This is a genomic window from Streptococcus atopicus, assembly GCF_049166725.1.
Taxonomy (GTDB): domain Bacteria; phylum Bacillota; class Bacilli; order Lactobacillales; family Streptococcaceae; genus Streptococcus; species Streptococcus hominis.
On sequence record NZ_JBMHFC010000015.1, the window covers coordinates 41,958 to 54,543 of the forward strand.

A 12,586-nucleotide genomic window follows, 5' to 3' on the forward strand; every position below is an offset into this window, starting at 1 on the left:
TTTCTTGCTATTTCCCAGAATGTTTAGTATAATAGTTATTCGTGAGAAAACCTCACTTACCCCTTGCAATGTCTGGGGGTCATTAGACCAAAAGGAGGAAAAATCAATGGCTAAATACGAAATTCTTTATATTATTCGTCCAAACATTGAAGAAGAAGCAAAAAACGCTTTGGTAGCACGCTTTGACTCTATCTTGACTGACAACGGTGCAACTGTTGTTGAATCAAAAGACTGGGAAAAACGTCGTCTTGCATACGAAATCCAAGATTTCCGTGAAGGACTTTACCACATCGTGAACGTTGAAGCTGAAGATGCTGTCGCTTTGAATGAATTTGACCGTCTTTCAAAAATCAACGCTGACATTCTTCGTCACATGATCGTCAAACTTGACGCATAAGAAGGGTTACTATGATAAATAACGTTGTACTTGTGGGTCGTATGACCCGAGATGCCGAACTTCGCTATACTCCGCAAAATCAAGCGGTCGCAACTTTTACTCTTGCTGTCAATCGCAACTTTAAAAATCAAAGTGGCGAGAGAGAAGCAGATTTTATCAACGTTGTGATTTGGCGTCAGCAGGCAGAAAATCTTGCAAATTGGGCTAAAAAAGGAGCACTCATCGGAATTACTGGTCGTATTCAGACACGTAACTACGAAAATCAGCAAGGTCAACGTGTCTATGTGACAGAAGTGGTAGCTGATAATTTCCAATTGTTAGAAAGCCGTGCCAGCCGTGAAGGTCAATCTTCTGGTAGCTATACTTCTAATAACTTCGGAAATTCATCTTCCAATTTTGGGAACTCAACTTCTGTTAACCAAGTACCCAACTTTTCTCGTGATGAAAATCCATTTGGGAATACCAATCCAATGGATATCTCAGATGACGATCTACCATTTTAATGGACAAACAGAATAAATATATAAAGGAGAAAGAACATGGCTCAACAACGTCGTGGCGGATTTAAACGCCGTAAAAAAGTTGATTACATCGCAGCAAACAAGATTGAATATGTTGATTACAAAGATACTGAGCTTCTTAGCCGTTTCGTTTCAGAACGTGGGAAAATCCTTCCTCGTCGTGTAACCGGAACTTCAGCTAAAAACCAACGTAAAGTAACAACAGCTATCAAACGCGCTCGCGTAATGGCTTTGATGCCTTTCGTAAACGAAGACTAAAATATAAAAATGAGCATGAATTTCATAGATTCATGCTCATTTTTTAAAACTCAATCAGCAATTAAATAGGTTGCTTTTCTTATGCTTAAAATTATTTGAAACGGTTACTAAAAATATTTATCAAATCTTATTCAAAACATCCACCTGTTGAAACAAGCGGATGTTTTAATAAAAATATGACTAAAGTTGTCTTGGTGCGGTTAAAGCACTGCGGATATTGAATTTCTTTTTGAGATAGAAACGAAGGGCTAAGGTTCCTCCGCCGAATACTAGGATAAATAAATTTGGTAGTTTTGGATTTAAAACTGCTGGCAACAGGAAGGTTGTTCCGTAAAGAACAACAGCCCACAAAATCGTAGCAGCTGAAATGATAAGAAGCGATTTGAAGAATGGTGGCTTCTGACTTTGGTCTTGGTCGGCATAATAAAAACGGTAAATAAAGTAATACATTCCGTAAAATACGAGTGCCCCCACCGCGCTACCAAGTACAATCGTCACAATACCATAATTGCTAGGATTTTTGGAGAATAAGTTAACACTACTATTTAAGATAGCAAATAAACTAAAGACAAATAAGAAAGCATCCATAATCATGAGATACGGGTTGGTATTTTCTTGAACGGTCTGAGCTTCTTTTTGTTTTGCTTCTGAGAAATTGGCTGCCCAAACAGTAGGTGCTCCATAAAGTCCGCGAGCGGTAATTCCTTTTGCTTGATTTTCAAGAATCGTGGGAATAATTTCTTCTAGTAAAACTTTAATTTCTTCGTCTGTCTTTCCATCTTTGATGAGTTGATGGGTTGCGATGCGGATGAATTCTTGATTCTTTTTGCTGAGTTTATCCAAAGAAACTTGTGTCATAAGATCTCCTTTTAATTAAAATAATTTTTTGTGAATAAGGTAAACAGTCAGAGAAACACTTATCGCAAAGGCGATAAAAATAATAATCCAAAAAGCGTGCGGTTCCCCGTTGAGTGGCAAGTCATTGTTTTTGAAGTTCATTCCATAGGCTGAAAAAATCATGGTTGGAATGGACATGACAATTGTCACCAAAGCCAGAGCTTTCATGATGTTATTTTGATTATTTGAAATGATAGAAGCAAATGTATCGGTCATGCTGTGCAAGATATTTCCATAAATATCTGCCATCTCAATCGCCTGCTGGGTCTCGATGAGTGTATCTTCCAGCAAGTCCTCATCTTCTAAATATTTCTTAATATTGCTTGTAGCGCTAGTTAATTTTTTAATCACACGCTCATTGGTTTTTAAGGACGCTTTGAAATAGACAATCGTTTTTTCAAGCTCCATGAGTTCAATCAATTCTTCATTGCGAGTGGACTTGTGCAGTTGACTTTCAATCTGCTCACTCTTGCGGTCAATGGAGCGCAGCGCTGTCAAATACAGCTCGGCGTTTCGGTAAAGAATTTGGAAAATAAAGCGCGAACGCATGAAAGTATAGAAATTACGCAGTCGTCGATTGATAAAAATATCCAATAAAGGGAGTTTTTCCAAACAGGTGGTAATAATCGCCTCTTCGGTAATAATAATCCCTAGAGGGATGGTTACATAGTAAGTCTGATTATTTCGCTCCTCTGTAATTGGAACGTCCACGATAATCAGGGTGTACTCATCTTCAATGGTAACACGAGACATTTCCTCTGCGTCAAGGGGTGCTCGTAAGTCCGTAATATCAATGTCAAAGGCGTTGGCAATTTCAGTAGACTCACTTTGAGAAGGGTTGACTAAATTGATCCAAGTCCCCGACTCAAGCGTATCAATTTCTTTAAGTTCAGTTGTTGTTGATAGAAAGACTTGTTTCATGTTTTCCTCCTTCAGTTATTTGCACACCGTACTATTATACTATAAAATTCCGAGTTTTTGGGTAAAAGATTGTAGAAAATTTTGTTATAATAAAAAGAAGTTTAAAATAAAGTGTGGTAAGAATGCAGGATAAAATTATCATTCATGGAGCACGAGCTCATAATTTAAAAAATATTGATGTTACGATTCCGCGGGACAAGCTGGTTGTCGTGACTGGTTTGTCTGGTTCAGGCAAATCTAGCTTAGCTTTTGACACTCTCTATGCAGAGGGGCAACGTCGCTATGTAGAAAGTTTGTCTGCCTATGCCCGCCAATTTTTGGGCAATATGGAAAAACCAGATGTGGATTCAATTGACGGACTTAGTCCAGCTATTTCTATTGACCAAAAAACGACCAGCAAGAATCCGCGGTCAACGGTTGGAACAGCAACAGAAATCAACGATTACCTTCGTTTGCTCTATGCACGTGTGGGTACTCCTTACTGTATCAATGGGCATGGAGCTATTACTGCTTCTTCTGTGGAACAAATCGTCAATCAAGTTTTGGAATTGCCAGAGCGTCAGCGGTTGCAAATCCTAGCACCCATTGTTCGCAAGAAAAAAGGGCAACACAAGACAATTTTTGAGAAAATTCAAAAAGACGGATACGTGCGTGTGCGCGCGGACGGAGATATTTATGATGTCACAGAAGTTCCAGAGCTTTCTAAAACGAAAAAACACGATATCGAAGTAGTGGTGGACCGAATTGTTATTAAGGACGGTGTACGCAGTCGGTTGTTTGATTCGATTGAAGCAGCCTTAAGAATTGCGGACGGTTACGTGGTGATTGATACGATGAATGGCAAGGAATTACTCTTTTCCGAGCATTATGCTTGTCCAGTCTGTGGCTTTACGGTACCTGAGTTGGAGCCTCGCCTCTTTTCTTTTAATGCACCATTCGGCTCTTGTCCTGATTGTGACGGTCTGGGTGTGAAGTTGGAAGTGGACTTGGATATGGTGGTTCCTGACAGTAGTAAAACCTTGCGGGAAGGCGCCTTAGCTCCGTGGAATCCTATTTCTTCAAATTACTATCCTCAAATGCTAGAGCAGGCAATGACCGAATTTGGTATTGATATGGATAAGCCATTTGAGGAACTGACAGAAGACGAGCGGCAGCTGATTTTCTTTGGCTCTGAAGGGCGAGAATTTCATTTCCATTATGAAAATGAATTTGGTGGTGTGCGAGATATTGACATTCCTTTTGAAGGCGTCGTGACCAATATCAACCGTCGCTATCATGAGACCAATAGTGATTTCACCCGTACCCAGATGCGGCTTTATATGAATGAGCTGACGTGTGCAAGCTGCCATGGTTATCGACTGAATCCACAAGCCTTGTCTGTTAAAGTGGGGGGTGAAGGTGGTCTTAATATTGGCCAAGTATCTGATTTGTCTATTGCAGATCATTTAGAATTACTTTCTCATCTGACTTTGACTGAAAATGAAGTGGCCATTGCAACGCCGATTATCAAAGAAATCCGAGATCGCTTGACTTTTCTTAATAATGTTGGACTTAATTATCTAACCCTATCTCGTTCTGCAGGTACGCTGTCGGGTGGTGAGAGTCAGCGGATTCGCTTGGCAACTCAAATTGGTTCCAATCTCAGTGGTGTTCTTTATATCTTGGATGAACCCTCTATTGGTCTACACCAGCGGGATAACAATCGCTTGATAGCCAGTCTCAAAAAAATGCGTGATTTGGGTAATACCCTCATTGTGGTTGAACATGACGAGGACACCATGCGCGAGGCTGATTGGTTGATTGATGTTGGACCTGGAGCAGGTGTTTTCGGTGGCGAAATTGTTGCGGCAGGCACGCCTGATCAAGTTGCGAAAAACAAAAAATCCATTACAGGTCAATACTTGTCAGGTAAACGCAAGATTGAAGTTCCGCTAGAACGCCGAGTTGGAAATGGGCGCTTTATTGAAATCACAGGTGCGCAAGAGCACAATTTGCAAAATATCACAGCTCGTTTCCCTTTAGGGAAATTCATTGCTGTGACGGGGGTTTCTGGTTCCGGAAAGTCTACTCTGGTTAATTCGATTTTGAAAAAGGCGATTGCGCAAAAGCTCAATCGAAATTCAGATAAACCAGGGAAATTTAAAAAGATTTCAGGCATTGAGCATATCGATCGTTTGATTGATATTGACCAAAGCCCGATTGGACGGACTCCTCGCTCCAATCCTGCTACTTATACTGGGGTTTTCGATGATATTCGTGACCTCTTTGCTAAGACTAATGAAGCCAAAATTCGCGGTTATAAAAAAGGACGTTTCAGTTTTAATGTCAAAGGCGGACGTTGCGAAGCCTGCTCTGGAGATGGGATTATCAAGATTGAAATGCACTTTTTGCCTGATGTCTACGTTCCTTGTGAAGTTTGTCACGGCACTCGCTACAATAGTGAAACTCTGGAAGTGCATTATAAGGATAAGAATATCGCACAAGTTTTGGATATGACAGTCAATGACGCAGTCGAATTCTTCAAACATATTCCGAAAATCGAGCGCAAATTACAAACGATTAAAGACGTAGGACTAGGATATGTAACGTTAGGACAACCAGCCACAACTCTTTCTGGTGGGGAGGCTCAGCGGATGAAACTAGCCAGCGAACTTCACAAGCGCTCAACAGGTAAGTCTTTCTATATTCTGGATGAACCAACTACAGGTCTGCACACGGAGGATATTGCGAAACTTCTCCAAGTGCTATCACGTTTTGTAGACGATGGCAACACGGTTCTCGTCATCGAACATAATTTGGACGTTATTAAGACAGCCGATTACATTATTGACCTTGGACCAGAAGGTGGTATTGGTGGAGGTACTATTATTGCAACTGGCACACCAGAAGAAGTAGCTACAAACTCTGCTAGCTATACTGGCCAGTATCTAAAAGGAAAGTTAAAATAAGATTTAAAAGACTCTGCTTTTTTAGGCAGAGTCTTTTTTATAATAAATTACGAATTTTTTCTTTTATAAATGGGTTAAGAGGATAGTGTTTATCCAGATATTCTAGGAGTGCTTGAGCAGACTCAGAAATGCGTTCGTAACCTTGCAAAAAGTGAGGCAATTGCTTGGCTTCCTTGGGATAACCTTCTTCAAATCGTTTGTTGGTATTAAAGATATCTATAAAATTAGATCTAGAAGTTGTTTCCAAACTGATTAGTTCAGTCCAAAGCTTGACGGATCTGTTTTGGATGAAATCATAAGTAGCTAATTTTTCGCCTCGCTGATAGCGACCTAGCCCTAAATATAGATTACATGAAATTTCTCCCAACAGCCATTCACGGTCTCTGTTTTCTTTTGATGGCAGTCTTTGTGGCTGACAGATTGTTTCATCAAAACCGACCTCCTTCTAGATAATCTTGCCTTCAGTGAAGGGAATGTTTACTAGTTCATGAGCTTCAAAGACAGCAAATTCACAAAAAACATCATCTTCAAATAGAACTTTATGTCCGTCCACTGTATTTTGGTAGTGAAATGCAATTGGTTCTAGCTTACTTAACCAGGTTAGGTCTTGGATATAGGTCTGCTTGTAGCCATCTTTTACAATAACAAAGAAGTATAAATCTGAGTATTGATCTAATCGTTCTCTTTCTGTTCCGCAAGAACCAAGTGCCAGCAAAGCTAGTGCTTGTTTCGAATCTTTTAGAGACTAACCAATCTCATCTAGTCTTTGTAACAGTAATTCTGTTTTATTCATATCGTTACCTCATTCTTTCTTGTTTAATAAAAATTATACATTTAGCGCTTTCAAATGTCAATTTCATCTAATCCTAATTATATAGATTGTATTATTTTCGGTATTTTTTTGCTATAATAAATTGAATCATTTTACGGAGGTTTTCTCATGTTATCAAGAGTTGAAAAATTTGAAGTAGCCTTAAAACAGACAGAGTGTGATGCTGTTTTAGTAACCAATCTGAAGAATATTTACTATCTAACGGGTTTTAGCGGAACAGAAGCGACAGTTTTCATTAGCAAAACGCGACGGATTTTTTTGACAGATTCCCGCTATACCTTGATTGCCAAAGGTGTGGTCAAAGGATTTGATATTATTGAAACGCGTGATGCTTTGGGGGAAATCGCTAAAATCATTAGGGACGATAAATTAGAAAAAATTGGCTTTGATGATCAAGTGTCCTATGCCTACTTCAAAATGCTGAAAAGCGTATTTGCAGCCTATGAACTGATACCTATGAGCAGTTTCATCGAGAATCTGCGCATGATAAAAGATGCAGAAGAAATTGATACGATTCGAAAAGCTTGTCAAATTTCAGATAAAGCCTTTCTAGATGTATTAGACTTTATCAAACCAGGTGAGACAACTGAGTTGGCAGTTATGAACTTTTTAGATGCTCGCATGCGGCAACTTGGCGCGTCAGGAGCCTCTTTTGACTTTATTATTGCATCAGGTTACCGCTCTGCCATGCCGCATGGGGTTGCCAGTGAGAAGGTAATCCAGACTGGTGAGACGTTGACCATGGATTTTGGTTGCTACTACAAGCATTACGTCAGCGATATGACGCGAACTATTCATGTCGGTCATGTGACGGATGAGGAGCGTGAGATTTACGATATTGTATTACGGAGCAACCAAGCTCTGATTGAAGCGGCGAAAGCTGGTATGAGTCGTATTGAGTTTGATCAAGTACCGCGCAAAGTGATTAACGATGCAGGTTACGGACAATATTTCACGCACGGGATTGGGCATGGGATTGGTCTTGATATTCATGAAATTCCTTACTTTGGTAAGTCCTCTGAGCCGATTGAAGCGGGTATGGTCTTAACAGATGAGCCAGGCATTTATTTGGACGGAAAATACGGTGTGCGGATTGAAGATGATCTTGTCATCACGGAAACAGGTTGCGAAGTATTGACCCTTTCCCCAAAAGAGCTAATTGTAATTTGAGAATTGTCAATCTTTATGATAAAATAAAGAGAAATCTATTTTAAAAGAGGTAATAATAATGATTGAAGCAAGTAAGCTGAAAGCTGGTATGACGTTTGAAACAACGGATGGGAAATTGATTCGTGTCCTTGAAGCAAGCCACCATAAACCAGGTAAAGGGAATACTGTTATGCGTATGAAACTACGTGATGTACGTACAGGTTCAACTTTTGATACAACTTACCGTCCAGAAGAAAAATTTGAACAAGCGATTATTGAAACACGTCCAGCACAGTACTTATACCAAATGGATGACACGGCTTATTTCATGGATACAGAGTCATTTGAGCAATATGAAATCCCAGTAGCAAATGTAGAGCAAGAATTGAAATTTATCCTTGAAAATTCAGAAGTGAAAATTCAATTCTACGGAAGCGAAGTTATCGGTGTTACGGTTCCAACGACTGTAGAATTAGTCGTAACAGACACACAACCTTCTATTAAAGGAGCAACGGTAACAGGTTCTGGTAAGCCAGCTACTCTTGAAACAGGTCTTGTGGTCAACGTACCGGACTTTATCGAAGTTGGGCAAAAATTGATTATCAATACGCAAGAAGGAACTTACGTTTCTCGTGCATAATTTATGCTAAGAACTAGAAGTTCTTAAATTACTATCAAACTCAGACTGAGAGCCTGACAAATATTGTGCAGACTCCTTGAATGTCTTTGTGTCTTAAGAAAGGACAAGTTATGGTAACTGAACAATTAGGCGAAATCGTTATCGCACCACGTGTCTTAGAAAAAATTATTGCCATTGCAACGGCTAAAGTGGACGGTGTTTACTCTTTCGCAAATAAAAGCATGTCTGACAGTCTTGCAAAACGTTCTTTAGGACGTGGCGTCTATCTTCATACCGCCAGTGATGGCGAAGTAACTGTTGACATTTATTTATACTTAGAATACGGTGTCGGGGTGCCAGCAGTAGCTGTTGCTATTCAAAAAGCCGTTAAAAGTGCTGTTTCTGATATGGCAGAAGTTGAATTATCCGCAGTGAACATCCATGTGGCGGGTATTGTGCCTGAAAAAACACCAAAACCAGATTTAAAAGATTTGTTCGATGAGGATTTCCTCAATGACTGATGTACAACTGGAAGCAAGAAGAGAACTACGTGAACGTGCATTTCAAGCATTAATGAGTTTGGAATATGAAAAAGATATTGTAGAAGCGTGTCGTTTTGCATATCTCTATGATAAAGATATGACAAACGATTCTGATGTGGAAATTCCAGCCTTTTTATTGAACCTCGTCACGGGTGTTGAACAGTCTAAAAACGAGTTGGATGACAAGCTTAGCCAGTACCTAAAAGAAGGTTGGACTTTGGAACGTCTTACATTGATAGAAAAAAATATTCTTCGCTTGGGATTGTTTGAGATGACAGAGTTTGATACACCTCAACTAGTCGCAATCAATGAAGCAATTGAGCTATCTAAAAAATTCTCAGATGAAAAATCGAGCAAGTTTATCAATGGCATTTTGAGTAAATTTGTTATAGAATAACTTTTAAGAAGAAATGAACATAGAATTGAGAGGACGAATTTCGTTCTCTCTTTTTCAATTTTTTTCGCTGAACAGTTTCAGAAAACCTCTGAAGTGACAGGAATGTTGCTCACGAGACCCAAAAGAGATGCACTAAGATAAAAAATAGATAGAAGAAAACCAAAGGGTTCTCCTTCATGTTATCCTTAAAAGGTAAGTAAAAGGAAGGAGAAGGAAATGGAGTTCAAGGAGTTATATGCCAAGGTGAGAGGAATTGTGCTGAAGTGTCGGAGGGAATATTATGTCCACCTGTGGGAATTAAGCGATTGGGACCAAGAGGGTATGTTAGTACTCTATCAGTTGGTAAGTCGCTATCCGCAGCTAGTAGAAGAAGATCATCAGCTCTATGTTTACTATAAGACCAAGTTCCGCAATCATATCCTGGACATCCTCCGTAAACAGGAAAGCCAAAAACGCAAACTCGACCGTCAAGCTTATGAAGAAGTGAGCGAGATTGGTCACAAGCTCAGCCTGAAAGAGTTGTATCTGGATGAACTGGTGATTCTCCGAGACCAGCTAAAGAGCTATCAAGTTCAACTGAGTCCAGAGAAACAAGAGCAGTACGAGCGCTTACTAGCTGATGAACGGTTCAAAGGCCGCCAAGCTATGATTCGAGAATTAAGGGTCTACTTAAAGGACTATAGCGATTAAGATAAGTCTGAACTTTCCCCTTTTCAAAGGTCATTTTCATTTTGCTACCTCTAGAAGATTTAATTCACTTTTTTTCATTTTCCTCTTGACATGAAACGCGTTCCAGATTGTACAATGAAGTCAAGCTAGCGAAGAAATAAGATTTGAACTTGGAGTGGAGCGCAAATCCATAAAGAAAAGGAGAGAAAAATCATGCAAACAAGAACGATTAAACGTATTTTTACTGATATGGATGGGACGCTTTTAAATTCAAAGGGGCAAGTTTCCGAAAGGAATGCCAGATGCATTCGCAGAGCAGCCATTCCGATTACGCTGGTCTCTGCGCGTGCGCCAATGGAGATGCGTGAGGCTATTGAATTGTTGGGTTTGCAAGGTCCGCAAGTGGGCTTTAATGGTGGTTTAATTTATGAGGTTGTCAATCATCAAATTCATCCGCTGCACACCAAGATTGTTTTCAAGCAGACCGCGGCAACGATTTTACAGGCTGTGCGGTAGCATTTTCCACAGGTCAGTCTCAGTTATTATGACTTGAATCATTGGTATTGTGATACAATAGATGAAGGAATTCGTTACGAATACGACTTGACTCATCAGGCACCGACCCAAGTTCATGATGAAGATTGTTTTCTTTCAGCTTGTGATAATCTTTTTAAAATCATGATGATTAGCTTTGAAGAGGAAGAAATGCAAGATTTGCAGGCTTATCTGAATAGTCTAGGACTAACTAGTGTTACAATTCTGCGTTCTGGTCGATTTTATTTAGAAATCACTAGCAAAGAAGCTCGAAAATCATCAGGGATTGATTACATTAGTCGGAAAGAAAATCTAAAAAAAGAAGAAACGGCTGCCTTTGGTGACGGTCACAATGACATTCCGATGCTAGAATTGGTTGGCTTTCCGATTGTCATGGCCAATGCCTTTAAGGATGTGAAGGCACATGCTTTTAAAATTACCAAGAGTAACGATGAGGACGGAGTTGGTTACGGAATTCACAGGTATCTCGTCAGTTAAGTGTTGAAAATCAGAAAGGAACTTGATGACCAATATTCGAGAAATAGCGAAGTTGAGCGGCTATTCGGTGTCCAGTGTGTCGCGCGTGCTCAACAATCACCCATATGTGTCAGATGAGGCACGGGAGAAAATCCTACAAATTGTCAGAGAACTGGACTATACTCCAAATCTAGTCGCAAAAGAACTGAGTTTGGGCAATACTTATAAAGTGGGTGTAGTCATTCCTCATGTGCGTCACACTTATTTTACCAAGCTCATCAACGGCATGTTGGATCAAGCGCAGAGAAGTGCCTATAATTTGCTGCTTTTGCTGTCTCAGTATGATAAAGAACTAGAGATTCAGTACCTGGAACAATTGCGAGGTCAGGCTTTTGATCATTTGATTTTCACCTCACGAAGCATAGATTTGGAAACCATTGCTTCCTATGCTAAGTACGGAAATATTGTCTGCTTAGAAACGGTAAATCATTCTCAACTGAGTAGTGTCTATGTGGATCGCAAACCAGCTTGCAGAGAAGCTTTTCGCTAGTTGAAGGAACTGGGTTATCAACATTTAGCCCTTATTTCACTCGTAAAGACAAACGCAGTTCCACCTATCGTATGGTCAGAGAGGCTTATGATGAAGTCTACGGATTGGAGCATGAACCGGTGATTATCGAAGGAGTTGCTATAGAAGAGGATGCTTATCAGAAAGCTTCCAAACTTTGGCAACACCCGGAGATTGACTGTATTTTTTCAAATGGGGATGACATGGCAGCAGGGTTTTTGCAGGTTTATGAGGAAGCTGGGAAACAGCTACCCTTCATTATGGGGCAAGAAAATATGCTGGCCGGACGTCTCTTGGGTCTCTCTACCATAGACAACAAATCCTATCAGCTGGGTCAGAAAAGTTTCAAGCAGGTTTTATCTGAAGAGAAAAGAACCATTGTACTCAAATCGGAATTTATAGAACGGTGAAAATTCTGTAGTTTTGCAAAAAGATATTGTTTGTAGTCTAACTTGTATCGTTTTTTATTTGAGGTGATGCAAAGTCTCATTAGAGTGAAGTCAATCCTGATAACTTTGATGTAGGAATGTTGTGTTTGATCTAAGCCTAGAAACGGCTGATATCACGAATTTAGAATGACAGGCATAAACTGGATTTTAGAAGCTACGAAAGGATGTGTTTAGTGAAATTAAATTTAAGAGATAAAAAACGAATCCTTAAAAAGTTTCTTGATTGTATTCTATAGCAATTCCCCTGACAGAATATAGAATTCTGTTAGGGGAATTTTTGATATGATAAATTGCAAGAATAAGTGCAACATTTACTCTAACTCATCCACTAGAGCTTCACAAGCCGTTCTGTAAGCTAAACATTTTCGTGGTCGGTGATTGATATCATATAAGGCCTTGTTCAAAGCC

Annotated in this window: 13 protein-coding genes and 2 pseudogenes; 12 read left to right on the forward strand and 3 right to left on the reverse strand. The window is 39.8% G+C overall.

The annotated features are described in order from the left end of the window. Positions 1–106 precede the first annotated feature (106 nt). The 3 genes from rpsF to rpsR are packed head-to-tail and all read left to right on the forward strand — an operon-like array spanning position 107 to position 1,176. Positions 107–397 carry a 30S ribosomal protein S6 gene (rpsF, locus tag ACOMA9_RS09340; protein ID WP_003026325.1) on the forward strand — a complete coding sequence of 97 codons (291 nt, stop codon included), beginning with the start codon at positions 107–109 and terminating at the stop codon, positions 395–397. A gap of 11 nt (positions 398–408) precedes the next feature. Beyond that, positions 409–900, forward strand: a complete 492-nt coding sequence (locus ACOMA9_RS09345) for a single-stranded DNA-binding protein (protein WP_003039831.1) — start codon at positions 409–411, stop codon at positions 898–900. 36 nt (positions 901–936) lie between these two features. Then, positions 937–1,176, forward strand: a complete 240-nt coding sequence (gene rpsR, locus ACOMA9_RS09350; protein ID WP_000068664.1) for a 30S ribosomal protein S18 — start codon at positions 937–939, stop codon at positions 1,174–1,176. A gap of 180 nt (positions 1,177–1,356) precedes the next feature. Here rpsR and ACOMA9_RS09355 read toward each other — a convergent pair whose 3' ends face one another. Further along, positions 1,357–2,034, reverse strand: a complete 678-nt coding sequence (locus tag ACOMA9_RS09355; RefSeq protein ID WP_003039764.1) for a DUF1129 domain-containing protein — start codon at positions 2,032–2,034, stop codon at positions 1,357–1,359. A gap of 15 nt (positions 2,035–2,049) precedes the next feature. Further along, positions 2,050–2,994: a magnesium transporter CorA family protein gene (locus ACOMA9_RS09360; protein ID WP_003026319.1), complete on the reverse strand. Its 945-nt coding sequence runs from the start codon at positions 2,992–2,994 to the stop codon at positions 2,050–2,052. A 122-nt stretch (positions 2,995–3,116) separates the two neighbouring features. Between ACOMA9_RS09360 and uvrA the strand changes: the two genes are divergently transcribed. After that, positions 3,117–5,942, forward strand: coding sequence for an excinuclease ABC subunit UvrA (gene uvrA, locus ACOMA9_RS09365; protein WP_421425340.1), 2,826 nt, complete (start codon positions 3,117–3,119; stop codon positions 5,940–5,942). 37 nt (positions 5,943–5,979) lie between these two features. Here uvrA and ACOMA9_RS09370 read toward each other — a convergent pair. Next, positions 5,980–6,735, reverse strand: a pseudogene (locus ACOMA9_RS09370) (hypothetical protein). A 147-nt stretch (positions 6,736–6,882) separates the two neighbouring features. Between ACOMA9_RS09370 and ACOMA9_RS09375 the strand changes: the two are divergent. The 8 genes and pseudogenes from ACOMA9_RS09375 (at position 6,883) to ACOMA9_RS09410 (ending at position 12,139) form a co-directional block, all read left to right on the forward strand. After that, entirely contained in the window at positions 6,883–7,944 is a 1,062-nt protein-coding gene (locus ACOMA9_RS09375) for a M24 family metallopeptidase (RefSeq protein ID WP_151380093.1), read from the forward strand. Positions 7,945–8,002: 58 nt separating this feature from the next. Further along, positions 8,003–8,563, forward strand: a complete 561-nt coding sequence (gene efp, locus ACOMA9_RS09380; RefSeq protein WP_003026309.1) for an elongation factor P — start codon at positions 8,003–8,005, stop codon at positions 8,561–8,563. Positions 8,564–8,673: 110 nt separating this feature from the next. Continuing rightward, positions 8,674–9,063, forward strand: a complete 390-nt coding sequence (locus ACOMA9_RS09385; protein ID WP_006269324.1) for an Asp23/Gls24 family envelope stress response protein — start codon at positions 8,674–8,676, stop codon at positions 9,061–9,063. After that, positions 9,056–9,481 (forward strand): transcription antitermination factor NusB, encoded by a 426-nt coding sequence (nusB, locus tag ACOMA9_RS09390; RefSeq protein WP_003037723.1) that lies wholly within the window; start codon positions 9,056–9,058, stop codon positions 9,479–9,481. Before ACOMA9_RS09385 ends, nusB begins: the two co-directional genes overlap by 8 nt. A gap of 216 nt (positions 9,482–9,697) precedes the next feature. Continuing rightward, positions 9,698–10,171: a sigma-70 RNA polymerase sigma factor region 4 domain-containing protein gene (locus ACOMA9_RS09395; RefSeq protein ID WP_151379785.1), complete on the forward strand. Its 474-nt coding sequence runs from the start codon at positions 9,698–9,700 to the stop codon at positions 10,169–10,171. Positions 10,172–10,363: 192 nt separating this feature from the next. Beyond that, positions 10,364–11,182: pseudogene (locus ACOMA9_RS09400) on the forward strand (HAD family hydrolase). 25 nt (positions 11,183–11,207) lie between these two features. Beyond that, a complete protein-coding gene (locus ACOMA9_RS09405) occupies positions 11,208–11,711 on the forward strand; it encodes a LacI family DNA-binding transcriptional regulator (RefSeq protein WP_247906263.1) in 504 nt (167 codons plus the stop codon). After that, on the forward strand, positions 11,690–12,139 hold the full coding sequence (locus ACOMA9_RS09410; protein ID WP_247906262.1) for a type 1 periplasmic-binding domain-containing protein: 450 nt from the start codon (positions 11,690–11,692) through the stop codon (positions 12,137–12,139). The genes ACOMA9_RS09405 and ACOMA9_RS09410 overlap by 22 nt, the downstream gene beginning before the upstream one ends. The last annotated feature ends 447 nt before the right edge of the window (positions 12,140–12,586 follow it).

Excerpts from the sequence above, each read along its gene's own strand:
- rpsF (WP_003026325.1), top strand. The coding sequence starts at position 107 with ATGGCTAAATACGAAATTCTTTATATTATTCGTCCAAACATTGAAGAA.
- ACOMA9_RS09345 (WP_003039831.1), top strand. The coding sequence starts at position 409 with ATGATAAATAACGTTGTACTTGTGGGTCGTATGACCCGAGATGCCGAA.
- rpsR (WP_000068664.1), top strand. The coding sequence starts at position 937 with ATGGCTCAACAACGTCGTGGCGGATTTAAACGCCGTAAAAAAGTTGAT.
- ACOMA9_RS09355 (WP_003039764.1), bottom strand. The coding sequence starts at position 2,034 with ATGACACAAGTTTCTTTGGATAAACTCAGCAAAAAGAATCAAGAATTC.
- ACOMA9_RS09360 (WP_003026319.1), bottom strand. The coding sequence starts at position 2,994 with ATGAAACAAGTCTTTCTATCAACAACAACTGAACTTAAAGAAATTGAT.
- uvrA (WP_421425340.1), top strand. The coding sequence starts at position 3,117 with ATGCAGGATAAAATTATCATTCATGGAGCACGAGCTCATAATTTAAAA.
- ACOMA9_RS09375 (WP_151380093.1), top strand. The coding sequence starts at position 6,883 with ATGTTATCAAGAGTTGAAAAATTTGAAGTAGCCTTAAAACAGACAGAG.
- efp (WP_003026309.1), top strand. The coding sequence starts at position 8,003 with ATGATTGAAGCAAGTAAGCTGAAAGCTGGTATGACGTTTGAAACAACG.
- ACOMA9_RS09385 (WP_006269324.1), top strand. The coding sequence starts at position 8,674 with ATGGTAACTGAACAATTAGGCGAAATCGTTATCGCACCACGTGTCTTA.
- nusB (WP_003037723.1), top strand. The coding sequence starts at position 9,056 with ATGACTGATGTACAACTGGAAGCAAGAAGAGAACTACGTGAACGTGCA.
- ACOMA9_RS09395 (WP_151379785.1), top strand. The coding sequence starts at position 9,698 with ATGGAGTTCAAGGAGTTATATGCCAAGGTGAGAGGAATTGTGCTGAAG.
- ACOMA9_RS09405 (WP_247906263.1), top strand. The coding sequence starts at position 11,208 with ATGACCAATATTCGAGAAATAGCGAAGTTGAGCGGCTATTCGGTGTCC.